This is a genomic window from Parashewanella spongiae (assembly GCF_004358345.1).
In the GTDB taxonomy this organism is placed as follows: domain Bacteria; phylum Pseudomonadota; class Gammaproteobacteria; order Enterobacterales; family Shewanellaceae; genus Parashewanella; species Parashewanella spongiae.
Genome location: NZ_CP037952.1, coordinates 1314733 through 1338497, shown reverse-complemented (window position 1 = coordinate 1338497; position 23765 = coordinate 1314733). Strand labels below are relative to the sequence as shown.

Genomic DNA, 23765 nt, shown 5'->3' with positions numbered 1-23765 from the left:
CCTACTCAAATATTTCTCCAAGCCTAAAACTACCAAACTCGCATAAAAAACCTCAGAGAACAACAGTTTAAAAGGTTAACAAACTTTAAGCTGATATTACCTAATCTCAATACTATAATTAGTTCATTAAATACACTGTTTAAACTGATTAGTCGCAGAATACTACACTGCCAATACAGATAAAAATCGCACATTAACTATACATTTAAGAGGTAGATAGCATGTCTACAAGCCCAATTTCAGGTCAGTTACCAAATACATTCCCTTCATGCTTAGATCCCGTAAGTTCAACGGATAACACGACAAGCAAAAGCACTCTTACATCACAAGATTTGATCATTAGCTTAATCACTGATCTGGAAGTGGTTCCAAGTGATAAACAAGAAGTTGCTAAGAGACATGTTTCAGGAATGATGGACGCAACAAACTTAGTTCAAATGCTTATAAGTTTGAAAGCTTTTAATGGCCTGATGTACCCAGAACATGAAAGAAGTGGAGAGCCGTTAAGCATCAGAGCAGAGCAGTACGCTGATCATTCCAACAGTAATCCAACTATTATGCTTGTAGGCCAAGTAAAACGCTCTGGGCAATCTGAAGCAACAGTAATCGATTTACGTAAAGTCACAACATCCAAAGATGAAGCGGACGGAGCAATCTCATCACAAGGTATAGCCGATGGCTTTGATAATTTAGTTAGTTACGATCTAACGAGAAAGCACGAAGCTGACTCTAAAAGTTTACGCGACGAAAAAGCTGAAGTACTTACAGAAGCTCACACTCCATCTATTTTACCTGATGAAGAGCAAACTAGAACTTCTGATGATGAAGGCAAAGCCCTCTTTGACCCAAACAGCTCGCTAACTCACGACGAAACTGTAAGTGAAGAATCAAGAAAGCATGTTGAAGAACAACTTGAGCAGAGCAGAAAAGACCATTATGAAGCTATGAAAAAAAGTATCAATTAGAAGTTAAATTTAATAGTTTTTTAGATTTTAAATCGAAATAGAAATATTTCGATTTTTTTTGAAGAAAATTCGATAACAAATAATGGCGGAGAAGGAGGGATTCGAACCCTCGATGGGAGTTAAAGCCCATACTCCCTTAGCAGGGGAGCGCCTTCGGCCACTCGGCCACCTCTCCGGGTCTGGTACGCGTGAGAGGATTCGAACCTCTGACCGCCTGGTTCGTAGCCAGGTACTCTATCCAGCTGAGCTACACGCGCATTTTTACTTTTTTCTTTTTGATGATGGTACGCGTGAGAGGATTCGAACCTCTGACCGCCTGGTTCGTAGCCAGGTACTCTATCCAGCTGAGCTACACGCGCATACAACAAAATTACATCAGCAGCTATAAACTAAAAAAGAAAATGGTACGCGTGAGAGGATTCGAACCTCTGACCGCCTGGTTCGTAGCCAGGTACTCTATCCAGCTGAGCTACACGCGCATTTTTACTTTTTCTTTTTTATGATGGTACGCGTGAGAGGATTCGAACCTCTGACCGCCTGGTTCGTAGCCAGGTACTCTATCCAGCTGAGCTACACGCGCATCAATATCTACTATTAACAAGAAATGGCGGAGAAGGAGGGATTCGAACCCTCGATGGGAGTTAAAGCCCATACTCCCTTAGCAGGGGAGCGCCTTCGGCCACTCGGCCACCTCTCCGTTCTTGTTGGCGCACATATTACTGTTTGCCCAAAATAAGTCAAACCCTTTTTAAGGTTCACTCCTCGACTGAGCTGTTTTTGAGCACTTTGAACGTGAATCACACTGAACACAAGTCTAAAAACACACTTCCATACTCAATATAAAGAAAAAGCCAGTTAACAAACTGACTTTTTCTGTATGTAAGAATACAAATTCACTACAAGTAATCGTACAATTATTCTGACGAATTTTCTTTTTCAGATTGAATGCGTTGATATATTTCTTCGCGGTGTACTGAAACTTCCTTTGGTGCATTAACACCAATACGAACTTGATTACCTTTTACTCCTAGCACTGTAACAGTGACTTCATCACCAATCATCAGTGTTTCACCAACTCGACGAGTCAAAATCAGCATTCGATCGCTCCTATTATTTCCATTTCAGCGTACATCCGACACTATTCCGATATCCGCGTATTATAAGGTCAGCTTAGTATAAATTAATAGTAATTAATGCTTGTTAAAGCAATTGAATTACAGTTTATCGAATCCGAACTCACAATGTAATGTTCGCACGGTTTGATATAACATTTCATCATCAACAATGATAGATAACCCTTTTTCAGATGTCGCGGTTAACTTAACATGAATATCTTGCTTTCCCAAGATATCTAACACACGTGTAAGGTTTTCAGCTACTTTCTGTTCAGGTTCTGCAATTAATGAAATACAAACCAGCTCAGATTCTGAAACGAAGTGCTCTAAATTATAGCATAAGCTGTTTGAATCAATTTTATGTAAACTTGGTTCCAGATAAACTTGTGGAGCAGCATAGTATTGCCCACAATTATTTCCTTTAATCGGATTTTCCCAAATCAAACCGTCACTTAAGCAGACCTTGTTAAGCGCAGTTTCATTGCATAAATTATTAATATTATTTTCAATACTGCCATCAAGAATTGCAATTCGTTCTTGAGCAACAATACTGATTATTTCGGATTTCGTACTTGTTGTATTATTTGTATCAATTAACGTTCCTTCGCTCTTATCTGATAGAGACGATAAAACACGAATTGGTACTTTATACTTTTGAGCATAATAGACAGAATCAGGATGAAGCACTTTTGCTCCTAATTTAGCCATTTCATGCATTACCGAAAAACTTACAGACTTAAACTTAATCGCTTCGGATACAATTTTAGGATCTATATGATAGATACCATCCACATCGGTATAAATCATACATTCCTGAGCTTGTAGAGCTGCCGCTATTGCTACCGCAGACGTGTCAGATCCTCCACGCCCCAAAGTGGTTATATTTCCATCAGAATCTTGCCCTTGAAATCCCGCAACTATAGGTATGATATTTTCGTTAAGTAAACTTTGGATATTAGTCGCATCCACTGACTCTATTTGAGCAGAACCAAACTGAGAGCAGGTACGTATATTAGCCTGTACGCCTGTCATTGAACGTGCTTTTATACCACGTTTAATTAAAGCCATTGCCATTAAAGCTATATTAACTTGCTCACCTGTGCTCACTAATACATCAAGTTCTCGGTTGCAGGCATTTGAATCAATTTGTTGGCCAAGCGAAAACAATCTATTTGTTTCGCCAGCCATTGCTGACAACACAATAACTTGCTTATCACCTTTATGATGAGAAGCCGCTATTTTATCCGCAATGACCTCAATACGCTCAACAGAGCATACTGAGGTTCCACCAAATTTTTTTATATAAAGCCTATTACTGCTCAGCTTCTTTTCTTGCACATCAACCCCTAAGCTAAACGCTCGCTGATCCATGGCAAAACTTTAGCTAAAGCCGCATCAAGGTTTTCTGGCTGATTGCCACCTGCTTGAGCCATATCCGGACGGCCACCGCCCTTTCCACCAACCAAGCTCGCAACCATTCCAACTAATTCACCAGCTTTAACAATCCCAACTAAATCTTTGCTTACACCTGCAATCAAGTTAACTTTGCTTTCGCTAGCAATGCCAAGAACAATAATGCCAGAACCTAATTTTTGCTTTAATTCGTCTTGTAGGCCACGCAATGACTTAGCATCTACCCCTTCCAGTTTTTTCACTAACACCCTGATCCCATTAAGATCAACCGCATCTAACACTAGATCCGCACTCGCAGCTGAAGCTAACTTACTTTTAAGTTGAGTGATTTCTTTTTCGAGCAATTTTGTTTTATCTATTTGAGCCTGTAGTTTAGCAACAACGGTATTAGGTTCTGCTTTTAACAATGAAGCAGCGTTTGTTAACAATGCCTGTTGGTTATTTACTAATTCAATAGCCGCATTCCCTGTAACAGCTTCGATACGGCGAACTCCAGCTGCAATACCGGACTCTTGAGTGATCTTAAACAAACCAATATCACCCGTTCTGCCAACGTGCGTTCCGCCGCAGAGTTCTATAGAGAAATCACCCATAGTCACCACTCGAACTTCAGCATCATACTTTTCACCAAACAACGCAATTGCGCCTTTTGCTTTGGCTGAATCAATATCCATAACTTCTGAATTGAGTTTATGGTTAAGGCGGATTTGTTGATTCACCAAGTTTTCAACTTGTACCAATTCATCAGCTTTAACAGCTTCAAAGTTTGAGAAATCAAAACGTAATTTATCTGGGTCTACTAAAGAACCTTTCTGGCTCACATGAGTGCCTAGCACTTGGCGCAAAGCGGCATGTAACAAATGCGTAACACTGTGGTTAAGCTGAGTACTTTGACGTTTATAAGCATTAACTTTCGCTGTCAGCTTGGTATTTACAGTAACCCTTCCTGATAATAACTTTCCTATATGTCCGAAAGCCGAGCCATATTTTTGAGTGTCTTTGACTTCGAACTCAAACTCGTCACCAGTTAACAGGCCTGAATCACCAACTTGACCACCTGATTCGGCATAGAAAGGAGTTTGCTCTAATACTATGATAGCTTCATCCCCCTCATTAATGCTTGAAACATCCTCACCAGACTTCAGTAGCTTTATTATCGTTCCTGAATCTTGCAATAATTCATAGCCCGTAAATTCAGTCGCTTCATCCAGAGAAATACTTGAAGAGTAATCTGTGCTAAATTGTCCTGCGGCTTGAGCTCGAGTCTTCTGTTTAGACATTTCTCTATCAAACCCAGCTTCGTCAACTTCAATATCTTTTTCACGGCAAACGTCAGCCGTTAAATCAACAGGGAAGCCATAGGTATCGTAAAGCTTGAATAGTGTGTTGCCATCAAGTACTTTGCCATTGAGCTCTGTTAGCGCCGTATCTAAAATGTTTAAGCCACGCTCTAATGTTCGGGCAAATTGCTCTTCTTCTGCTTTCAAAGACTTAACAACAACATTTTGCACATCTTTTAAACCACTAGCCGCATCACCCATCACTTCAATCAATGTGGGTACAAGCTTGTAGAAAAAGGCATCTGTCGCACCTAGCTTGTTGCCGTGTCGAACAGCCCTTCGAATAATCCGGCGTAAAACATAACCTCGACCTTCATTTGACGGCATCACGCCATCGGCAATTAAAAATGCACAAGATCTTATATGGTCTGCAATCACTCTTAGCGATTTATTTTCTAAATCTTTCGTCCCAACAACATCGGCCGCTTTTGCAATTAATTTCTGAAAAATATCAATATCATAATTCGAATGACCGCCTTGTAGAATTGCCGCAATACGCTCAATTCCCATGCCGGTGTCAACTGAAGGTTTTGGGAGTGGAACCATGATTCCGTCAGGCTGACGGTTATACTGCATGAACACTAGATTCCAGATTTCAATAAAACGATCACCATCTTCTTCTGGGGTACCTGGTCGGCCGCCCCATATATGTTCACCGTGATCATAAAAAATTTCAGTGCAAGGGCCACATGGTCCAGTATCTCCCATTTGCCAAAAGTTATCTGACGCGTATTGTGAGCCTTTGTTGTCACCTATACGGATAATATTTTCTACTGGCACACCGATTTTATCTTTCCAGATATCAAAAGCTTCATCATCGGTTTCATAAACTGTAACGCACAAACGCTCTTTCGGTATTTTTAATTCTTCTGTTAAAAAGGCCCATGCCAAACGAATGGCATCTTCTTTAAAATAATCCCCAAAACTAAAGTTACCTAGCATTTCAAAAAATGTATGGTGCCTAGCCGTATAGCCAACATTATCTAAGTCATTATGCTTTCCACCAGCGCGTACACAACGTTGTGAGGTTGTTGCACGAGTGTATGATCGTTTTTCTTGGCCTAAAAAAAGATCTTTAAACTGATTCATGCCCGCATTTGTAAAAAGCAATGTTGGATCATTATGTGGAACCAGCGAACTACTGTCAGTAATTTGGTGACCGTTGCGACCAAAGAATTCTAAAAACGCCGTTCTTAGCGATGCGGTAGTTTGATACATGAAATCATCCTGCATTTGGAAAGTTTGAAAGGCTAACGATGAATCGTTTTAAATATTTATGGGCGGCATTATATACATATAGCATGTTAAAATATACGGCAGGATAACGACCAGTGCTTTTATCCTCACATAGATTTCACATTTAGAATGCTGATTGATTCAATTTATGACAAGTGAGATAAGTTTCAATAAAGCAAACAACAAATGAAGACGTTAATTAGTGATCAAAATAGAAACGAATCAATCAAATAAGCTACTCAGCTGCTTCATCGCGTGTTAAACCAAGAAAAATCAATTGGACGCATAGTAGTAAGATAAATATCTCAAGTTCAACCATAAAACCATAAAGTGTATTCATCCATTGAGTGAATACTTGACATTCGTAAACTGGCTAAAATTACCAATTGCTGCGTTGTAACTTTTATAAGTAGAATCACTACTTATAAAAGTTACAGTAATTAAATGCTCAACTCAGAGCTATGTATGCGCACAAAGTACAAACGAAATTGATGAAAACATAGTTATTACCGATATACAAACTGTCGTTATTACATTGCTACGTTGAGATAATTTTGTGAAGTATTCTTTATAAACCAAAGTGTGCGCATACAAGCTCCCGAAGGGCAAGGCTAAAGGTTTCCATTACTGCGTTGCACGTTCTTAAATTATCCCGACAAAAGCACGAAGTGCGTTGAACGCCAGCTTTGTATAGCGGCCGTTAGGGTATATAGTACTTCGAACATGCGCCTTGTACTGAAAACCTTTATCTCTTGCTGAGTGAGAGATTAATTACTGTAATTGGTATTACTTCAAGTCACGCCTTGCTATCGATAATTTTCTCTGCCTTTAAGAGCGCCACCAACTGATTTTTCTAGGTTAAAGCATAACAAGATTGCTCATAATCAAAACCCTGCCCCATAAGGAAACGAATCCGCTTTGCTTTGTCTTTGTAATCAACAATGGATTTATCTGCAAACTTTTTTTGAGCTTTACACTTAGCAAGTTCGAACCAATCACACTCTGATTCTTCGATTCTTAGAGTGATAATATCAGCCTGTAACCCTTTTTGATGCAGAGATTGTCGAATGCGCATTACTCCATGACCTTTATTTATGTGGCTTCTAATTAAAGCAGTAGCATATCTTGCATCATCGATATAGCCACTCGTTACACACCGTTCAAGGGTAGTGTCTATTTCAGGCTCTTCGTATCCTTTATCAAGAAGTTTGGCTTTGATTTGATTGTGAGAATAATCGCGGCTGGCTAAAAGCCAAACCGCGGTTTGATAAGCCGTATATTTCATCATGACTACGGTTAAAATACTTCACCAGTCTCTAAATCTACATTTTCTTCGCTAGTAGCAGAGTCAGATGCGGATGGCTTGCTTAATAATAATGAACGCAATGTTTCTTCAAGTTCTTGAGCTATACCAGGGTTCTCAACCATAAATTTACCAGCATTAGCGCGGCCTTGGCCAATTTTGTCACCTTTGTAGCTATACCAAGCACCCGCTTTTTCAACTAACTTGTGCAGAACGCCCAAATCAACTAACTCGCCCATGCTATTAATGCCCTTCCCATATAAAATCTGAAATTCAGCTTGTTTAAATGGTGCTGCAATTTTGTTTTTAACGACTTTAACGCGGGTTTCGTTACCAACAACTTGGTCGCCTTCTTTAATGGCACCTGTACGGCGAATATCAAGACGAACAGAAGCATAAAACTTAAGCGCGTTACCACCAGTTGTTGTTTCTGGGTTACCAAACATTACACCAATTTTCATACGAATTTGGTTAATGAAGATAAGCAGTGTATTGGATTGCTTAAGGTTACCAGCAAGCTTACGCATTGCTTGGCTCATCATACGTGCCGCTAAGCCCATGTGTGAATCACCAATTTCACCTTCTATTTCTGCTTTTGGTGTCAATGCTGCAACCGAGTCGACAATAATGACATCTACAGCTCCTGAACGTGTTAACGCATCACAGATTTCTAATGCTTGTTCACCAGTGTCTGGCTGTGAACACAGTAAATTATCAATATCTACACCAAGATTTTTTGCATAGCCAGGATCCAAAGCATGCTCAGCATCAATAAATGCACAGGTTTTCCCTTGTTTTTGTGCTGCAGCGATAACTTCCAATGTTAACGTTGTTTTACCTGATGACTCAGGGCCGTATATTTCAACAATACGTCCCATAGGTAAACCACCTGCTCCTAATGCAACATCAAGTGCTAATGATCCCGTTGAGATAGTTTCAACATCCATTGAGCGATCTTCACCCAATTTCATGATAGAACCTTTACCAAATTGCTTTTCAATCTGGCCCAATACTGCGGTGAGCGCTTTTTCTTTATTTGGATCGTTCTTCATTTTCTATCCTCTCAGTATCGGGTTATCATTTTGAATAATATAAAGTTGTAATTAGCTTTCTGAAGTCACCCATTGTGAACTTCTCTAACTAATTCTTAATGATTGTTAGTATACTGTACAATCATACAGTATCAAGAGGATTCGACAAATTTATTTATATTGACTTTAAAACCAGTAAAAATTGTTGGGATTTTTCTGTTAAAAACTTGCTAGTATTGCTTTTAGATATTTGATGAAATAGCCGAGATAACCTGCACCAATGAAAGCTGAGCTACCCAATTTAGACAATCACACCCCTATGATGCGTCAGTACTTGACCATGAAAGCACAACATTCTGATATGTTGTTGTTTTACCGAATGGGTGATTTTTACGAACTATTTTTCGATGACGCTAAAAAAGCCTCCGAACTACTCAGTATTTCATTAACTGCACGTGGCAAATCAGGCGGTAATGCCATTCCTATGGCCGGAATTCCTTATCATGCCATTGAGGGTTATTTAGCAAAATTGGTTCAACTTGGTCAATCCGTTGCTATTTGTGAACAAATTGGTGATCCCGCAACGTCAAAAGGACCTGTTGAGCGTAAGGTTGTCCGTATAATTACTCCTGGTACGCTTACCGACGAAGCATTACTACACGAGAATAGAGACAATCTACTTGCCGCTGTTTATCAACATAAATCCCTTTATGGATATGCGACACTAGACTTAGCCTCAGGGCGTTTCGTCATCAGTGAATTAGCTGGTGAAGAAGCATTAGAAGCAGAATTACAAAGAACACGACCTGCTGAATTATTATTCAGTGAAGAGCTTGATGACTTACACTTAATTGACACGTTTAGTGGAAAACGTCGACGCCCAGAGTGGGAATTTGATTATGACACTTCTCTTAAATTACTTTTAGACCAATTTGGCACCAAAGATCTAACCGGATTCGGGGTAAGTGACGCTCATTTATCAATTCAAGCTGCTGGTTGTTTGATGCAGTACGTGAGAGATACTCAAAAAGCATCTTTACCTCACATCAATGCTATTACTCGCTTTAATCAAACTGATAGCATAGTACTGGATGCCGCGACACGAAAAAATTTAGAGCTTACTCAAAACTTAAGTGGTGGTATTGAGAACACCCTTGCCTCTGTTCTAGACAGTACTGCAACTCCAATGGGAAGCAGAATGCTTCAACGTTGGATCCATCAGCCACTGACAAGCCATTCTAAAATTAACGCCAGACAAAATGTCGTTACCGAGTTTATTGAATCAAACCTGTATGATGAGCTCCATGAACACTTAAAAGTCATTGGTGATGTTGAACGCATTATGTCTCGATTAGCGCTTCGTTCGGCTAAACCAAGGGATTTTGCTCGTTTAAGACAAGCATTAGATGTACTTCCGACACTCAAGCATTTGTTATCTGAGACAGCATCGAGTCATATACAACAGCTTGTGTGTCAGTTAGGCGATTTTCCCGAAGAATCTTCATTACTTCAGCGAGCCATCGTCGATGTCCCTCCTGTACTGATACGTGATGGTGGTGTCATACGAGAGGGATATAACGCAGAATTGGATGAGTGGCGCCGATTAAGCGAAGGGGCGACGAACTACTTAGAGGAACTCGAATTAAGGGAGCGAGAACAAACTGGAATCCCTACACTCAAAGTAGGTTACAACCGAGTTCATGGCTATTATATCGAAGTCAGCAAGGCGCAGTCGATCAATATGCCTTTAAGCTATCAACGCCGACAAACTCTTAAAAATACTGAACGCTATATAACACCTGAACTTAAAGAGCATGAAGAAAAAGTACTTTCCAGCCAAGGAAAAGCATTAGCTTTAGAGAAAAAGTTGTGGGAGCAGTTGTTCGATCAGATATTACCTAAGTTGCATGAACTACAGCAATTTGCAAAAGCCACTTCAGAACTTGATGTATTGAGTTGCTTTGCCGAACGAGCTGAAATGTTAAATTATAGCTGTCCAGAGTTATCACAAACGACTGGCATATATGTTAATGCAGGCCGACACCCTGTAGTTGAGCAAGTGACAGAATCGCCTTTTATTGCAAATCCTGTCATTCTTAATAGCGATCGACGAATGTTAATTGTGACAGGACCTAACATGGGTGGTAAATCGACTTATATGCGTCAAGTCGCCCTGATAACCTTAATGGCTCATATCGGTTCATTTGTACCCGCTGAATCAGCCATTATCGGACCGATTGATAGAATTTTCACCCGAATTGGCGCTTCCGACGATCTCGCATCCGGGCGCTCTACATTTATGGTAGAGATGACCGAAACCGCTAACATTCTCCATAATGCAACCAAAAACAGTCTTGTTTTAATGGATGAAATTGGTCGGGGTACATCAACTTATGACGGGTTATCTCTAGCTTGGTCAGCAGCCGAGTATCTTGCCAGTAAGCTCAATTCTTTGACTTTATTTGCGACTCACTACTTTGAGTTAACTCAGTTACCAGAACATATGAAAGGTGTTGTTAATGTGCATCTTGATGCTGTCGAGCATGGCGACACAATTGCTTTTATGCATGCCGTTCAAGAAGGAGCTGCAAGTAAAAGCTACGGACTTCAAGTAGCAGCATTAGCTGGTGTACCTGTTCCTGTAATTAAATCTGCAAAACAAAAACTGCACCAACTAGAAAGCAGGGATCATGACGTGCATTCAACCCAGCAACAATCATTCGACCTTAACTTTTCTGCACCCAGTATTTCTGATGAACTAGCTCAAGTTGAATCGATGCTTAAACAATTACAGCCTGATGATTTGACACCAAAACAAGCGTTAGAGTTTCTATATAGAATCAAATCTACGTTAATCTAAACACAGAGCCCCTCAGCTTTCACAAGTAGAGGGGCTTTAACATCCAACAAAAATTTATTTTATACGGTACTTTGTTGAAACAATGTCTCAACCGATAAGCCTTGTGAACTCATTATATCTCGTAGTCGTTTCAGTGCCTCGACTTGAATTTGCCTCACCCGTTCACGAGTGAGCCCAATTTCTTCACCGACATCTTCTAAAGTTGAAGGTTCGTAACCAAGTAAACCAAAACGTCTAGCTAATACCTCACGCTGTTTACTGTTTAATTCGTTCAGCCATTTCACAACAGAATCAGAAATATCTTTCGTTTGAACTTTATGATCTGGCCCCACCATATCTTCGGCAGGAATCACGTCAAGCAGAGCTTTGTCGTTTTCCCCACCTATAGGGGTATCGACTGACGTAATCCTTTCATTTAACTTAAGTAACTTACTCACATTCGCACTAGGAACATCGAGTTTTTCAGCAATTTCTTCAGCTGTAGGCTCATGATCTAGTTTATGAGCCAGCTCTCTAGCTGTTCTGAGATAAACATTAAGCTCTTTAACGACATGTATAGGTAGACGTATTGTTCGGGTTTGATTCATGATCGCCCGTTCAATTGTTTGTCTGATCCACCATGTCGCATAGGTTGAAAACCTAAAGCCACGTTCAGGATCAAATTTCTCAACAGCTCGAATTAAGCCTAAGTTACCTTCCTCAATAAGATCCAACAGCGCTAATCCACGGTTGTTATATCGACGGGCGATTTTTACGACTAATCTAAGATTACTTTCAATCATTCGATTACGAGATTTCTCGCAACCTTTTAATGCTTTTCTAGAAAAAAAGACTTCTTCTTCTGCTGATAATAGAGGTGAGAAGCCTATTTCACTCAAATAAAGTTGAGTTGCATCTAAGCTTCGGGGTGCATCATCCTGAGAAACCGAATCGGCTTCTTCATTTTGATCTTTATTGTCATGTCGACCGCTATCCAATTTTCCAATTGCTAAATTTTCAACGTCTTCAATCACTGCTGTATTATTCTGACTTCCCATGTCGGATCCCCCCAAGTGGAAACTATTCCTTAGTTAACTCACCGTTTACTCCCTTTGTGCCAAATTTGGCTCCTAAGTCAACTCACTTAGGTAAGTATTGAAGCGGGTTCACCGATTTTCCGTGATAACGAATCTCAAAATGCAAGATTACTCGGTTGGTACCAGTGCTACCCATTGTTGCAACAGCTTGGCCAAGGGCAACTTGCTGTTGTTCTTTTACGAGAATTTTTTCAGCATGAGCATAAGCGCTTAAATAGTTATTATTATGTTTAATAATAACTAAATTTCCATATCCTCTAAGCGCGTTACCAGCGTAAACAACTTTCCCAGCTGCGGCCGCTTTTATCGCATCCCCGCGACGACCAGCAAATTTTAATCCTTTATTCCCCTGAGTTTTATTTGAAAATCGGCTGATGATTTTGCCTTTATAAGGCCAATTCCATCGGCTAACTTTTTTGAGGGAAATTCCATCCTTTTGGATAGATTTATTGTTATTTTTTTGTTGTGACTCCGTTACAGAATATGCAGGCGGTTTCTTTTTATCAAGTATTTTTTTCGAACGATTTTGTAATGAAATCTTTTTGTCATTATTTTTCTGTAAAGGAGAGGTCTTTTTCACTTTTGCAGAAGTCTTATTCCTATTGGCTTGTTTAGGATTTAATTTAACAATTGTAAGCCATTGACCTGGGTAAATTACATAAGGTTTTTTTAATTTATTTAACCAAGCAATGGCTTTGTAATCTTTGTCCGCAGCCCAAGCAATTGAATAAAGCGTATCACCCCGTTTAACTTTATAACGCCTCGAATGAATCGTTTTCTTTTTTGTTTTATACTTATTTGCACTCGCCGTGCTAACTGGAGCTGGAGAGAAAGATGACACACTACATGCATTAACAAATGTCAAGAGTACAACAATGAGTAAACCGCGGTATACATTCACTCGAATTTACCTTTAGGGCTTGTCAATAGTTTTTGCATGTACGGCATCCTTTGCTATTACCTAAAAATGTTAAATCATGTTTTAGGCCAATTCACCATTAACTAAAGGTACAAATCTTACTACTTCAACAGTTTTCGATTGATAACTATTACCACTTCGAGTTATCTGTAAAAGCTGTTGTGTTTCATTCCCGACAGGTATTACTAAATTACCACCATCAACCAACTGTAAAAGCAATGATTCAGGAATCGTAGAGGCTGCTGCCGTCACCAAAATAGCATCAAAAGGCCCTTTGTTCGCCCAGCCTTTCCAACCATCACCATATTTGAATGAAATATTGTGTAAATCTAACCATTTCATTTTTTGCCTAGCTTGGACTTGTAGACTTTTAATGCGCTCGACCGTTGAAACTTTAGAAACTAATTGAGCCAGTATCGCTGTTTGGTAACCTGAACCTGTGCCAATTTCTAGCACATTCTGCGGATTGTTACTCAATATTAATTCCGTCATTCGAGCAACAATATAAGGTTGAGATATTGTTTGCCCACTCCCAATAGGCAAGGCTGTATTCTCATAAGCTTTATGGGCAAGGGCCGGATCTAAAAAATGTTCTCTTGGGGTATTTGCTACAACTTGCAAGACTTTTGGATTTTGAATACCTAGCTCTGTGAGCTTCCTTGCCAAATTTGTTGTGGCAGCTGTCACTGCTTTTCTCATAACTATCCTATCTAACTATTGTCTACCACTAAAAACGTTACAATTTCTCAGTCAAAGCTTTTCAACCCAACTACTTAATGACGTTAATTGCTTATATGCCGTCAAGTCTACCGTCAATGGTGTAATAGAAACGTAACCATTGTTCACAGCAAAAAAATCTGTACCTTCACCTGCATCCTGTGTAGTTCCAGGTGGACCTAACCAAAATATTTCTCGACCAGCTGGATCGTTAGTTCTAATAACGCCTTCTGCTTTATGCCTCGCACCAAGGCGAGTTACCTTTATACCTTTCACCTCGCTTAAAGGAATATCTGGAATATTTACATTAAGAATTTGATCATTTGCTATTGGATTATCCAACAGTCCATTAACAAGTTTTGCCGCCCAACTGGCCGCCGTTTGATAATGTTTGAGTTCTTTTCCAACAAGAGATATTGCTATCGCTGGAAGTCCTAAAAATCGTCCTTCCATCGCGGCCGCAACTGTTCCAGAATATAAAACATCATCGCCCATATTAGCGCCAGCATTAATTCCTGAAACAACTATCGAAGGTTCGACTTCGAATAGCTCTCTGATCGCTACATGTACACAATCTGTAGGTGTACCATTGACGGATATAAAACCATTATCTAACTTATTAACTCTCAATGGGTTAGTCAAGGTTAATGAGTTACTGGCACCAGAACAATTTCTATCTGGGCCAACGGTTAGTACATTCCCTATCCTCTTCAATGAATGAGTTAATACTCGTATGCCTTCAGCGTTAATCCCATCGTCATTGCTCACTAAAATATTAATCATCGTTTCACTTCGCCGAGTTTTGAGGCGCTTGTCTAATGTCAGTATAATCCACAATTTCTCTTAATACGGATGTAGCAAAGCTGCCAGCAGGTAAAATAAATTCAATAGTTAATGTTGCTAAGTCCAGCGTATACTTCATTTTTTCAGGATGTAATATCATGGCTCTACGCTCTTGATTCAATCCTGCGTTTTCAAGACCTTCGCTATCATTCACATAATTTAATAACGCGTTACGCTCCATGTCTTCAGCATTGGCTTTTGCTGGTAATGTTCCTCTTCCCCACATAGGTGCAGACAATTGGATATCTTTCTCTGATAAGCGAGCCAATAATGTTTCATCCCATTCATCTACGGTAAAAAAACTTTTACTCCCTGCAAGCTGAACACAATCACCATTTAATGGTTCAAGTCCATGGTTAAGTAATCTATACGAGGTTGCTTCATTAAAGAGGAATGAACGAATAGAAGATAAATACATACTGCGTTTGTTTTTATCTCTTACTTTCTTACCAGCAAACATCTGACGGCCAAACTCTAAGTTTTTTCCTTGTCTGCCAAAACGCTGCTCGCCAAAATAGTTTGGTACACCAAGGCGTTTGATTTTTTCAATTCGCTTAATAGCATCTTCAGGATCGGTTACATTTCGTAATACGAGCTTGAAGTAATTACCAGTCAATGCACCAATTCGCAATTTTTTGCTATGCCGATGACTCGATAACACTTGTAAACTATCATCGGTTAATTTAATCCATTCAGGGGTGTCCTTGCCTGGGATTCTAATACCAAACCATTGATCAGTAATTGCATAACGGTCTTTTTGTCCTGCGTAAGTGACATCTCTAGGGTGAACACCAGCAAACTTTGCAAGCTTTTCGGCAACAAAGGTAGTATTTAAGCCATTTTTTCGTATATGAAGAAGATGATGTTCACCCTCTCCAGATGGTACAAATGGAATAATTTCTTGCACTTGAAAGTCTTCATTTGATGTTCGCAAGTCTGCTTCGGATAAAGGCTTACCGTATAAATAACTTAAATTTTCAATCATAACTTTTCTTTTGATTCTTTACATTGATTGCATCAGTACGACAGCTTCAACTGCAATACCTTCTTTTCGACCTGTAAACCCTAACTTTTCCGTTGTTGTGGCTTTAACGTTAATATCATCTATTGATGTCTGTAAGTCTGCAGCTAAAATATTACAAATATCAGTAATGTGAGATGCCATTTTAGGTGCTTGAGCAATAATTGTGACGTCAAGGTTTCCTAACTCGAAGCCTTTCTCTCTAGCAAGTTGATAACAATGTTTTAAAAGCTCGCGGCTATTTACACCAGCAAAATTTTCATCGGTATCAGGAAAGTGTTTACCGATATCTCCTAACGCCATGGCTCCTAAAATTGCATCACAAATAGCGTGCAATACGACATCACCATCAGAATGCGCCAACAAACCGCAGTGATACGGAACATGAACGCCTCCCAACATTAAAGGTTTATCGCCACCAAATTTATGAACGTCGTAACCATGGCCGATACGAATTTTCATGAGTTTTCACCTTGAATTTCATTCTTTTTATGTTCTGATAAATACAATGCAGCAAGTTGTAAATCTTCAGCGTGAGTCACTTTTATATTATCAGCACGTCCTGAAATTAAGCCTGGGTTGATACCGGCCCATTCCATTGCAGAAGACTCATCAGTTATCAGGACATTATCATTGAGAGCTTCATTCAAATTCTTTTGCAATTCACTTACAACAAACATTTGCGGTGTCATCGCATGCCACAATAATTCACGACAAACCGTATTTTTAATTAAACTACTAGAATCAGCACGTTTCATTGTATCTCGCACAGGCATAGCAAGAATGGCACCATTGGGATAGTTCTCACGTGATTTAAGCAACAAGTCAATATCCCTTCTTGTTATACATGGACGAGCGGCATCATGTACTAACGCCCATGAATCTTCATATCCCAACTGACTTGCACTCTTAAGTGACTCAAGCACAGTATTAGCTCGCTCAGAGCCACCTTGAACTTTCACAAGTTTCGAATGATTCGATTCAGGTAATTGATCAAAATACTGATCATCTTTGCTAACAGCAACAATGACTACATCAACTTTGGGATGATTAAGGAATGCCTTGACGGTGTGGCTGAGAATGGATATTCCATCAATTTCTAAATATTGTTTCGGGATATTAGCTCCCATTCGCTGTCCAACTCCCGCTGCGGGGATGATGGCAACAACGTGATCCAAAGATTGGCTCATGCCAAAAAACTCCGGTTATTGAGATTCGGGGAATCTATTTTGTTTTTTACCTGTGACTACTCGATAGAAGGTCTCACCTTCTTTAACCAAGCCAAGTTCATTTCGAGCTCGCTCTTCTAAGGCTTCAGTTCCGCCTTTTAGATCTGCAATTTCTTCTTTTAAAATTTGATTACGGGCAATTAATTTTTCATTACTGAGTTTCTGTGCCTGAATCTGTTTCTGCAACCCAAAATATTCGCGCAAACTGTTCTCCCCTGACCAAAGGCGATATTGCAGCAAGGCAAACAAAATAACTAAGCATGCAGATATACGTTTCATAAAAGCAATTCAAATACCAAGCCAAAAGAAATAACTATACCTAAAAACAAAAGCCACCTAAATAGGTGGCTTTAATCTATTCCGGATTAAGTATACTCAATCAGAGTAAATTTAATCAGTAATTAGCAAACAATCGGGTTGAATCAATGTTTACAGTTGATTTCAGCTAAACCGCGATAAACAGCTTTTTCACCTAATTGCTCTTCGATACGAAGTAACTGGTTGTATTTAGCAACACGATCAGAACGACAAAGTGAACCTGTTTTTATCTGTCCAGCTGCAGTACCAACTGCTAAGTCAGCAATTGTTGCGTCTTCTGTTTCACCACTACGATGAGAAATAACCGCTGTAAATCCAGCTTCTTTCGCCATACGAATAGCGGCAAGTGTTTCAGTCAAAGAACCAATTTGGTTGAATTTGATCAGAATCGAGTTACCGATTTTGTTTTCAATACCTCGAGCTAAAATTTTAGTATTTGTAACAAACAAATCATCACCGACCAACTGCACTGTATCGCCCATAATTTGAGTTTGATACGCCCAGCCTTCCCAATCAGATTCGTCTAGACCATCTTCAATTGACACGATTGGGTATTCATCAGCCAATGTTTTCAAGAAGTCAGAGAAGCCATTAGAATCAAATACTTTACCTTCACCAGACAAATCATACTTGCCATCTTTATAGAATTCAGATGCGGCGCAATCAAGTGCCAGTGTGACATCTTTACCAAGCTCATAACCTGCTGCTGAAACGGCAACTTTAATCACGGCAAGTGCATCTGCGTTAGATTCAAGGTTTGGTGCGAAACCACCTTCATCACCAACGGCTGTATTCAAGCCTTTATCTTTTAATACTTTCTTGAGTGCATGGAAAATTTCAGCTCCCATACGCAGTGCTTCACGGAAACTACTCGCGCCCACAGGCTGTACCATAAACTCTTGGATATCGACATTATTGTCAGCATGCTCACCACCGTTGATGATATTCATCATTGGGACAGGCATAGAATACTGGCCAGGAGTGCCATTTAATTCAGCAATATGCGCATATAATGGCATACCTTTAAAAGCCGCAGCCGCTTTAGCATTTGCCAAAGACACAGCTAAAATAGCATTTGCACCAAGTTTATCTTTATTTTCTGTACCATCAAGATCAATCATAATTTGATCTAATTCAGCTTGTACTGTTGCATCTTTCCCAATTAAAGCCGGTGCAATCACTTCATTTACGTTTTTAACGGCAGCCAGCACACCTTTACCTAAATAACGAGTTTTGTCGCCATCACGTAACTCCAGTGCTTCACGGCTACCTGTTGATGCACCTGATGGTGCCGCCGCCATTCCAACGAACCCATCTTCTAAGTGAACTTCAGCTTCAATGGTTGGGTTACCACGTGAATCCATGATTTCACGACCAATTACTTTAACAATCTTAGCCATTGTTGTCCTCGATTTAAGATTTGATTAATACAAAAAAACTCATACCTATTTTTGCTTTACCTTGTTCCGTCTAAAATGTAAACGGTCAAGAATTAAAATAGGTATAGAGCTCTAAAAAATTAGCCGGAGTAGTTATCTCCGGCCATGGATTTATTATGTCATTAAACTCTAGCTTTGTTTCTGATACTCAGAAGCCGCTGCGATAAAGCCTTCAAACAATGGATGTCCATCTCTGGGTGTCGAAGTAAACTCTGGGTGAAATTGACCCGCAACAAACCAAGGATGGTTCGGTATTTCAATCATTTCTACAAGTTTACGATCCGATGATAATCCACTGAACACTATACCAGCTTTCTCTAGTTTTTTAACAAAGTTGTTATTCACTTCGTAACGATGGCGATGACGTTCAACACACGTTTTAGCACCATAAGCTTTCGCAGCAAGTGTACCTTCTTTTAGGTGACAAACCTGAGCACCTAAACGCATGGTTCCGCCTAGATCAGATACTTCACTACGTTGTTCGATCTTACCTTCTTTATCGATCCATTCCGTGATCAAGCCCACAACTGGGAAAGGTGATTCTTTATTAAATTCGGTTGAATGAGCATCTGTCATGCCTGCTACGTTTCGTGCAAACTCAATAAGAGCCACTTGCATGCCTAAACATATTCCGAAATACGGCACTTTATTTTCACGCGCATATTGAGCAGCCAGAACCTTTCCTTCAACACCACGTTCACCAAAGCCACCCGGGATCAAGATACCATCAAGTCCTTGTAACACCTCTTCGCCTTTAGCTTCTACGGTTTGAGAGTCTACATATTTAATCGTGACAGAAACACGGTTTTTCAAACCAGCATGTTTAAGTGCTTCATTGACAGATTTATAGGCATCTGGCAGTTCAATGTACTTACCAACCATACCAATGGTGATGTCTTTATTTGGATTCGCTTCTTGGAAAACCACATTTTCCCATTCAATCAAATCAGCTTCTTTACACTCAATTCCGAAACGTTGAGTGACTAATTGATCTAAGCCTTGAGACTTAAGTAGTGCTGGGATTTTATAAATACTGTCTACGTCTTTAAGGGAAATAACAGCGCGTTCTTCAACATTACAAAATAATGATATTTTCGCTTTTTCGTTAACAGGAATTGCGCGATCACCACGACAAATTAGCACATCCGGAGCAATGCCAATTGAACGTAACTCTTTTACTGAATGTTGAGTCGGTTTCGTTTTTACTTCACCCGCCGCGCCCAAGAATGGCACTAGAGTCAGGTGCATAAATAAAGTGCGTTGACGGCCTAGCTCAACACCAAGTTGCCTAATTGACTCTAAGAATGGTAGAGATTCAATATCACCAACCGTTCCGCCAATTTCAACAATGGCTACATCATGACCTTCACCACCAGCAAGTACTTTATCTTTAATTGCATTTGTGATGTGAGGAATAACCTGAATGGTTGCTCCGAGATAATCGCCACGACGTTCTTTGCGAAGTACTTCTTCGTAAATGCGACCCGTTGTAAAGTTATTGCGGCGGTTCATTTTGGTTCGAATGAAACGTTCGTAGTGACCAAGATCTAAATCAGTTTCTGCCCCATCTTCAGTGACAAAAACTTCACCATGTTGAGTTGGACTCATAGTGCCAGGATCAACATTAATATACGGGTCCAGCTTCATGATAGTAACTTTAAGGCCTCTTGCCTCTAAAATAGCTGCTAGTGATGCCGCTGCAATGCCTTTACCTAGTGACGAAACTACACCACCAGTTACGAAGATATATCTTGTAGTCATGCTGAACCTGAGAAAATGAGTTGGAAAATATGTACTTGTAAGAAAGTACTAGGACGGGAAAGTAGTATACTAAAGTCGACTCAATTTAACAAATAGCAATTATATTAAAAGCGACTATTTTTCTATCGCTTTTACCTGTTTCCAGTAGTCATCAAGTATGTCTAAACCTAGCTTTTCTATCTGATGATTATCATCTTTAACTGCTTTTTCGACACCACGAAAACGTCGTTCAAATTTTGAGTTTGCTTGCCTTAATGCTTGCTCTGGATCAATGCCTAAATGACGCGCTAAGTTCACCACCGAAAAAAGTAAATCTCCCATTTCATCTTGAATTCTGTCTGCTCGTTGCTTTTCTTGATGTACTTCTTGCATCACTTCTTCGAGCTCTTCTGTAACTTTAGCCGCGACATCCTTGATGTCATTCCAATCAAAGCCAACGGCAACCACTCTTTTTTGAATTTTCTTCGAGCGCGATAAAGCAGGTAGTCCTGTTGGTATATCGTCTAATACCGATAATTGATCACGCTGCTGACGCTCTTGGCTCTTTAAGGCCTCCCAATCAATAGAATCGTTTTGCTGCTTGGTATCATAAATCTGATTTTGGTTACCAAAAACATGCGGGTGGCGTCGTAACAGTTTGTTGGATAAACGCTCCACTACGGTATTGAATTCAAAGCGTCCTTCTTCTGCTGCCAATTGACAATAAAAGATCACTTGAAACAGCAAGTCACCCAATTCATCTGGCAATTCATCCCACGCGTTACGTTCGATGACATCGGCTACTTCATACGCTTCTTCAATCGTGAAGGGGACAATACTGTCGTAATTTTGTTTTTTATCCCACGGGCATCCTAGCTCAGGATCCCGCAGTTTTTGCATGATTTGCAGTAGCTGTTCAATGCCTTTATTTTCTGTTTTCAATTTTCACTCGCTGCTATTGAATGGTTCAGCATCATATTTACTGGCGTCTTGCTTCAAAAACACCTTCTATCTGTAACAATTTAGCCACTAATCGAGATAGACCTTCAACGTTATACAACTCAAGCTCTAACTCCACGGTTGCGAGCTGCTTCTTTGTGTCTGATGAAGAACTCATATTCAGTACATTGGATTTCTCTGCCGCAAGCACTGTGGTTACATCTCGTAATAACCCCGTTCTATCATTGGCAATAATCTTCAAGTTAACTTTATAACCGCCAGAATAATTCTCTCCCCAAATGACATCGACACTGCGCTCAGGTTGAACTCTCATTAACTCTTTGACTTGCTCGCAGTCGTCACGGTGGACTGAAATACCTCGCCCCTTAGTAATAAAACCAATAATTTCATCACCGGCTACAGGCTGACAACAGCGAGCTAAATGGCTCATTAAGTTGCCTACGCCGTTGACTTCAATTTGTCCTTTACCTTGAGTCGTTTTCCTCGCTTGACCTTTTTTCAGTAAATCTTCAACTGCAGAAGCTTCCGCTTCTGTTTTCTTATTTTTAAATTGACTCTGAATGTGATTGACAACTTGATTGAGCCTGACATCACCACCGCCAATGCCTGCTAACAAATCGTCGAGATTAAGCATATTGAAACGCTCAACAGCACTTTGAGCGTCTTTTATTGATAAATCTAACCTTGCTAATTCAGCTTCAAGCATTTCTTTACCTGCGGCAGAATTTTTATCTTTATCTTGCTGCTTAAACCAGTGTTGAATTTTTGAGCGTGTCCGAGATGCTTTTACATAACCCATATTTGGGTTTAGCCAATCTCGTTTAGGGTTCGGTTGTTTAGCGGTAATAATCTCAACCCGTTCTCCGGTTTGCACTTGATAAGTAAAAGGCACAATGCGGCCTTCGACTTTTGCTCCGATACAACGATGCCCAACTTGAGAATGTACGTAGTAAGCAAAATCAAGCACAGTACAACCAGCCGGCATATCGATGACCTCGCCTTTTGGCGTAAACACATAAACTCGATCTTCGAAGACTTGGCTACGCACTTCATCAACTAAGTTGCCACTTTCTGATACGTCATCTTGCCATTGAAGAATTTTACGCAGCCAGTTTATCTTTTCTTCATAGCCATTCGGCTTGCCGGAGCTTTTGCCTTCTTTATACTTCCAATGCGCTGCAACGCCCAACTCGGCATCTTCGTGCATTTCTTGTGTACGGATTTGGATTTCTACTGTTTTTCCTTCAGGCCCCACAACAATGGTATGTATTGACTGATAGCCATTTGGCTTTGGATTGGCAACATAGTCATCAAATTCATTCGGAATATGGTGCCAAAGGGTGTGGACAACACCTAATGCGCTATAACAGTCTTGCAGACGATCAGTAACGACTCTCACCGCTCTTACATCGAACAGTTCATCAAATTTAAGATCTTTGCCCTGCATTTTTCGCCAGATGCTATAAATGTGCTTAGGACGACCATACACTTTTGCTCTGATGTGTTCTTTATCTAATTTCCCTTGTAGCTCAGCCACAAATGCATCAACGAATGATTCGCGGTCCAAACGTTTACCATCCAATTGCTTAGCAATGTCGACATAAGTTTCAGGGTGAAGGTAGCGGAAGGAAATGTCTTCAAGTTCCCATTTTAACTGCCCAATGCCTAATCGGTTTGCCAGAGGTGCATAGATATCAACGATTTCTCTTGCCAGTAAAACACGCGTTTCTTCATCCTCATTTTTTACTGCTCGTAGCAAACAGACACGTTCAGCTAGTTTGATGACCACAGCGCGAACATCTTCAACCATGGCCAAAAGCATTTTACGAATATTGTCGATTTGTGAAGAAGAAGTCTTACTATGGGGATTAGTTTTTAACGCACCAATAGCTTCCATTGTTATGGCACTGCGAACTAATGAGGCAAGGCTTGCGTCATATTGCTCTTCAATAAATTCTTGAGTGAGCTTTTCAGCGTCTAATAAAACAAATAAGACAGCCGCTTTTAATGTATCGATATCCATATTCAAAGGCGCAAGGATCTCGACCATTTCTCGGGTTCGCTCAAAAAGCTCAGCCTGTAACAGTGCTGGTTTATCAGCTTTATCGGTCAATAACTCGATAAAAAGTTGTTCTAACGCTTTTGCGTCTTCTTCATCAAAGATATAGCGATTGATCCAATCATCCAGCTGAAACTGTTGATGATTAAAGTGTGTTTCACGAACCGATACCATGGGCCAA

The 23765-nt window shown here is 40.0% G+C and carries 19 protein-coding genes and 6 tRNA genes; 2 read left to right on the top strand and 23 right to left on the bottom strand.

Annotated features, from left to right (window positions below):
* The first annotated feature begins 221 nt into the window (after positions 1 to 221).
* A complete protein-coding gene (locus E2I05_RS05055) occupies positions 222 to 965 on the top strand; it encodes a hypothetical protein (RefSeq protein ID WP_121852999.1) in 744 nt (247 codons plus the stop codon).
* 83 nt (positions 966 to 1048) lie between these two features.
* On the opposite strand, the gene E2I05_RS05050 is transcribed toward E2I05_RS05055, so the two are convergent.
* The 11 genes from E2I05_RS05050 to recA all read right to left on the bottom strand — a co-directional run bounded on the left by E2I05_RS05050 (position 1049) and on the right by recA (position 8424).
* A tRNA-Ser gene (locus E2I05_RS05050) sits at positions 1049 to 1140 on the bottom strand.
* 5 nt (positions 1141 to 1145) lie between these two features.
* Positions 1146 to 1222, bottom strand: a tRNA-Arg gene (locus E2I05_RS05045).
* A 25-nt stretch (positions 1223 to 1247) separates the two neighbouring features.
* Positions 1248 to 1324, bottom strand: a tRNA-Arg gene (locus E2I05_RS05040).
* Between the two features lie 43 nt (positions 1325 to 1367).
* A tRNA-Arg gene (locus E2I05_RS05035) sits at positions 1368 to 1444 on the bottom strand.
* A 24-nt stretch (positions 1445 to 1468) separates the two neighbouring features.
* A tRNA-Arg gene (locus tag E2I05_RS05030) sits at positions 1469 to 1545 on the bottom strand.
* Positions 1546 to 1570: 25 nt separating this feature from the next.
* A tRNA-Ser gene (locus E2I05_RS05025) sits at positions 1571 to 1662 on the bottom strand.
* A gap of 217 nt (positions 1663 to 1879) precedes the next feature.
* The gene (csrA, locus tag E2I05_RS05020; protein WP_121852998.1) at positions 1880 to 2062 is read right to left on the bottom strand and encodes a carbon storage regulator CsrA; all 183 of its coding nucleotides are present in this window, start codon (positions 2060 to 2062) and stop codon (positions 1880 to 1882) included.
* A gap of 117 nt (positions 2063 to 2179) precedes the next feature.
* On the bottom strand, positions 2180 to 3418 hold the full coding sequence (locus tag E2I05_RS05015; protein WP_244935413.1) for an aspartate kinase: 1239 nt from the start codon (positions 3416 to 3418) through the stop codon (positions 2180 to 2182).
* Positions 3419 to 3426: 8 nt separating this feature from the next.
* Entirely contained in the window at positions 3427 to 6051 is a 2625-nt protein-coding gene (gene alaS, locus E2I05_RS05010) for an alanine--tRNA ligase (RefSeq protein WP_121852996.1), read from the bottom strand.
* 871 nt (positions 6052 to 6922) lie between these two features.
* A complete protein-coding gene (locus E2I05_RS05005; RefSeq protein ID WP_312018403.1) occupies positions 6923 to 7357 on the bottom strand; it encodes a regulatory protein RecX in 435 nt (144 codons plus the stop codon).
* Positions 7358 to 7365: 8 nt separating this feature from the next.
* Positions 7366 to 8424 (bottom strand): recombinase RecA, encoded by a 1059-nt coding sequence (gene recA / locus E2I05_RS05000; protein WP_121852994.1) that lies wholly within the window; start codon positions 8422 to 8424, stop codon positions 7366 to 7368.
* Positions 8425 to 8683: 259 nt separating this feature from the next.
* Between recA and mutS the strand changes: the two genes are divergently transcribed.
* Complete coding sequence (gene mutS, locus E2I05_RS04995) at positions 8684 to 11263, top strand: DNA mismatch repair protein MutS (RefSeq protein WP_121852993.1); 2580 nt, start codon at positions 8684 to 8686, stop codon at positions 11261 to 11263.
* A gap of 59 nt (positions 11264 to 11322) precedes the next feature.
* On the opposite strand, the gene rpoS is transcribed toward mutS, so the two are convergent.
* The 12 genes from rpoS to relA all read right to left on the bottom strand — a co-directional run bounded on the left by rpoS (position 11323) and on the right by relA (position 23758).
* On the bottom strand, positions 11323 to 12300 hold the full coding sequence (rpoS, locus tag E2I05_RS04990; protein ID WP_121852992.1) for an RNA polymerase sigma factor RpoS: 978 nt from the start codon (positions 12298 to 12300) through the stop codon (positions 11323 to 11325).
* Between the two features lie 82 nt (positions 12301 to 12382).
* Positions 12383 to 13240, bottom strand: coding sequence for a peptidoglycan DD-metalloendopeptidase family protein (locus E2I05_RS04985; protein WP_121852991.1), 858 nt, complete (start codon positions 13238 to 13240; stop codon positions 12383 to 12385).
* An 81-nt stretch (positions 13241 to 13321) separates the two neighbouring features.
* Positions 13322 to 13957: a protein-L-isoaspartate(D-aspartate) O-methyltransferase gene (locus E2I05_RS04980; protein WP_121852990.1), complete on the bottom strand. Its 636-nt coding sequence runs from the start codon at positions 13955 to 13957 to the stop codon at positions 13322 to 13324.
* Positions 13958 to 14008: 51 nt separating this feature from the next.
* Entirely contained in the window at positions 14009 to 14758 is a 750-nt protein-coding gene (gene surE, locus E2I05_RS04975) for a 5'/3'-nucleotidase SurE (RefSeq protein WP_121852989.1), read from the bottom strand.
* Positions 14759 to 14762: 4 nt separating this feature from the next.
* Entirely contained in the window at positions 14763 to 15800 is a 1038-nt protein-coding gene (gene truD / locus E2I05_RS04970) for a tRNA pseudouridine(13) synthase TruD (RefSeq protein WP_121853002.1), read from the bottom strand.
* Between the two features lie 21 nt (positions 15801 to 15821).
* Positions 15822 to 16301 carry a 2-C-methyl-D-erythritol 2,4-cyclodiphosphate synthase gene (ispF, locus tag E2I05_RS04965; RefSeq protein ID WP_121852988.1) on the bottom strand — a complete coding sequence of 160 codons (480 nt, stop codon included), beginning with the start codon at positions 16299 to 16301 and terminating at the stop codon, positions 15822 to 15824.
* A complete protein-coding gene (gene ispD / locus E2I05_RS04960) occupies positions 16298 to 17029 on the bottom strand; it encodes a 2-C-methyl-D-erythritol 4-phosphate cytidylyltransferase (RefSeq protein WP_121852987.1) in 732 nt (243 codons plus the stop codon). The genes ispF and ispD overlap by 4 nt, the downstream gene beginning before the upstream one ends.
* A 15-nt stretch (positions 17030 to 17044) precedes the next feature.
* Positions 17045 to 17347 carry a cell division protein FtsB gene (gene ftsB / locus E2I05_RS04955; RefSeq protein WP_121852986.1) on the bottom strand — a complete coding sequence of 101 codons (303 nt, stop codon included), beginning with the start codon at positions 17345 to 17347 and terminating at the stop codon, positions 17045 to 17047.
* A 143-nt stretch (positions 17348 to 17490) separates the two neighbouring features.
* Complete coding sequence (eno, locus tag E2I05_RS04950; protein ID WP_121852985.1) at positions 17491 to 18786, bottom strand: phosphopyruvate hydratase; 1296 nt, start codon at positions 18784 to 18786, stop codon at positions 17491 to 17493.
* Between the two features lie 168 nt (positions 18787 to 18954).
* A complete protein-coding gene (locus E2I05_RS04945) occupies positions 18955 to 20586 on the bottom strand; it encodes a CTP synthase (RefSeq protein ID WP_121852984.1) in 1632 nt (543 codons plus the stop codon).
* A gap of 114 nt (positions 20587 to 20700) precedes the next feature.
* Positions 20701 to 21507 carry a nucleoside triphosphate pyrophosphohydrolase gene (gene mazG / locus E2I05_RS04940; RefSeq protein WP_279387030.1) on the bottom strand — a complete coding sequence of 269 codons (807 nt, stop codon included), beginning with the start codon at positions 21505 to 21507 and terminating at the stop codon, positions 20701 to 20703.
* 37 nt (positions 21508 to 21544) lie between these two features.
* Positions 21545 to 23758 carry a GTP diphosphokinase gene (gene relA / locus E2I05_RS04935; protein ID WP_121852983.1) on the bottom strand — a complete coding sequence of 738 codons (2214 nt, stop codon included), beginning with the start codon at positions 23756 to 23758 and terminating at the stop codon, positions 21545 to 21547.
* Positions 23759 to 23765 lie beyond the last annotated feature (7 nt).

What these genes read in the sequence shown, in the direction of transcription:
- eno (WP_121852985.1), bottom strand. Translation starts at nt 18,786, where the DNA reads ATGGCTAAGATTGTTAAAGTAATTGGTCGTGAAATCATGGATTCACGT.
- alaS (WP_121852996.1), bottom strand. Translation starts at nt 6,051, where the DNA reads ATGTATCAAACTACCGCATCGCTAAGAACGGCGTTTTTAGAATTCTTT.
- mutS (WP_121852993.1), top strand. Translation starts at nt 8,684, where the DNA reads ATGAAAGCTGAGCTACCCAATTTAGACAATCACACCCCTATGATGCGT.
- E2I05_RS04980 (WP_121852990.1), bottom strand. Translation starts at nt 13,957, where the DNA reads ATGAGAAAAGCAGTGACAGCTGCCACAACAAATTTGGCAAGGAAGCTC.
- csrA (WP_121852998.1), bottom strand. Translation starts at nt 2,062, where the DNA reads ATGCTGATTTTGACTCGTCGAGTTGGTGAAACACTGATGATTGGTGAT.
- E2I05_RS05005 (WP_312018403.1), bottom strand. Translation starts at nt 7,357, where the DNA reads ATGATGAAATATACGGCTTATCAAACCGCGGTTTGGCTTTTAGCCAGC.
- recA (WP_121852994.1), bottom strand. Translation starts at nt 8,424, where the DNA reads ATGAAGAACGATCCAAATAAAGAAAAAGCGCTCACCGCAGTATTGGGC.
- surE (WP_121852989.1), bottom strand. Translation starts at nt 14,758, where the DNA reads ATGATTAATATTTTAGTGAGCAATGACGATGGGATTAACGCTGAAGGC.
- E2I05_RS04945 (WP_121852984.1), bottom strand. Translation starts at nt 20,586, where the DNA reads ATGACTACAAGATATATCTTCGTAACTGGTGGTGTAGTTTCGTCACTA.
- ftsB (WP_121852986.1), bottom strand. Translation starts at nt 17,347, where the DNA reads ATGAAACGTATATCTGCATGCTTAGTTATTTTGTTTGCCTTGCTGCAA.
- E2I05_RS05055 (WP_121852999.1), top strand. Translation starts at nt 222, where the DNA reads ATGTCTACAAGCCCAATTTCAGGTCAGTTACCAAATACATTCCCTTCA.
- ispF (WP_121852988.1), bottom strand. Translation starts at nt 16,301, where the DNA reads ATGAAAATTCGTATCGGCCATGGTTACGACGTTCATAAATTTGGTGGC.
- rpoS (WP_121852992.1), bottom strand. Translation starts at nt 12,300, where the DNA reads ATGGGAAGTCAGAATAATACAGCAGTGATTGAAGACGTTGAAAATTTA.
- relA (WP_121852983.1), bottom strand. Translation starts at nt 23,758, where the DNA reads ATGGTATCGGTTCGTGAAACACACTTTAATCATCAACAGTTTCAGCTG.
- ispD (WP_121852987.1), bottom strand. Translation starts at nt 17,029, where the DNA reads ATGAGCCAATCTTTGGATCACGTTGTTGCCATCATCCCCGCAGCGGGA.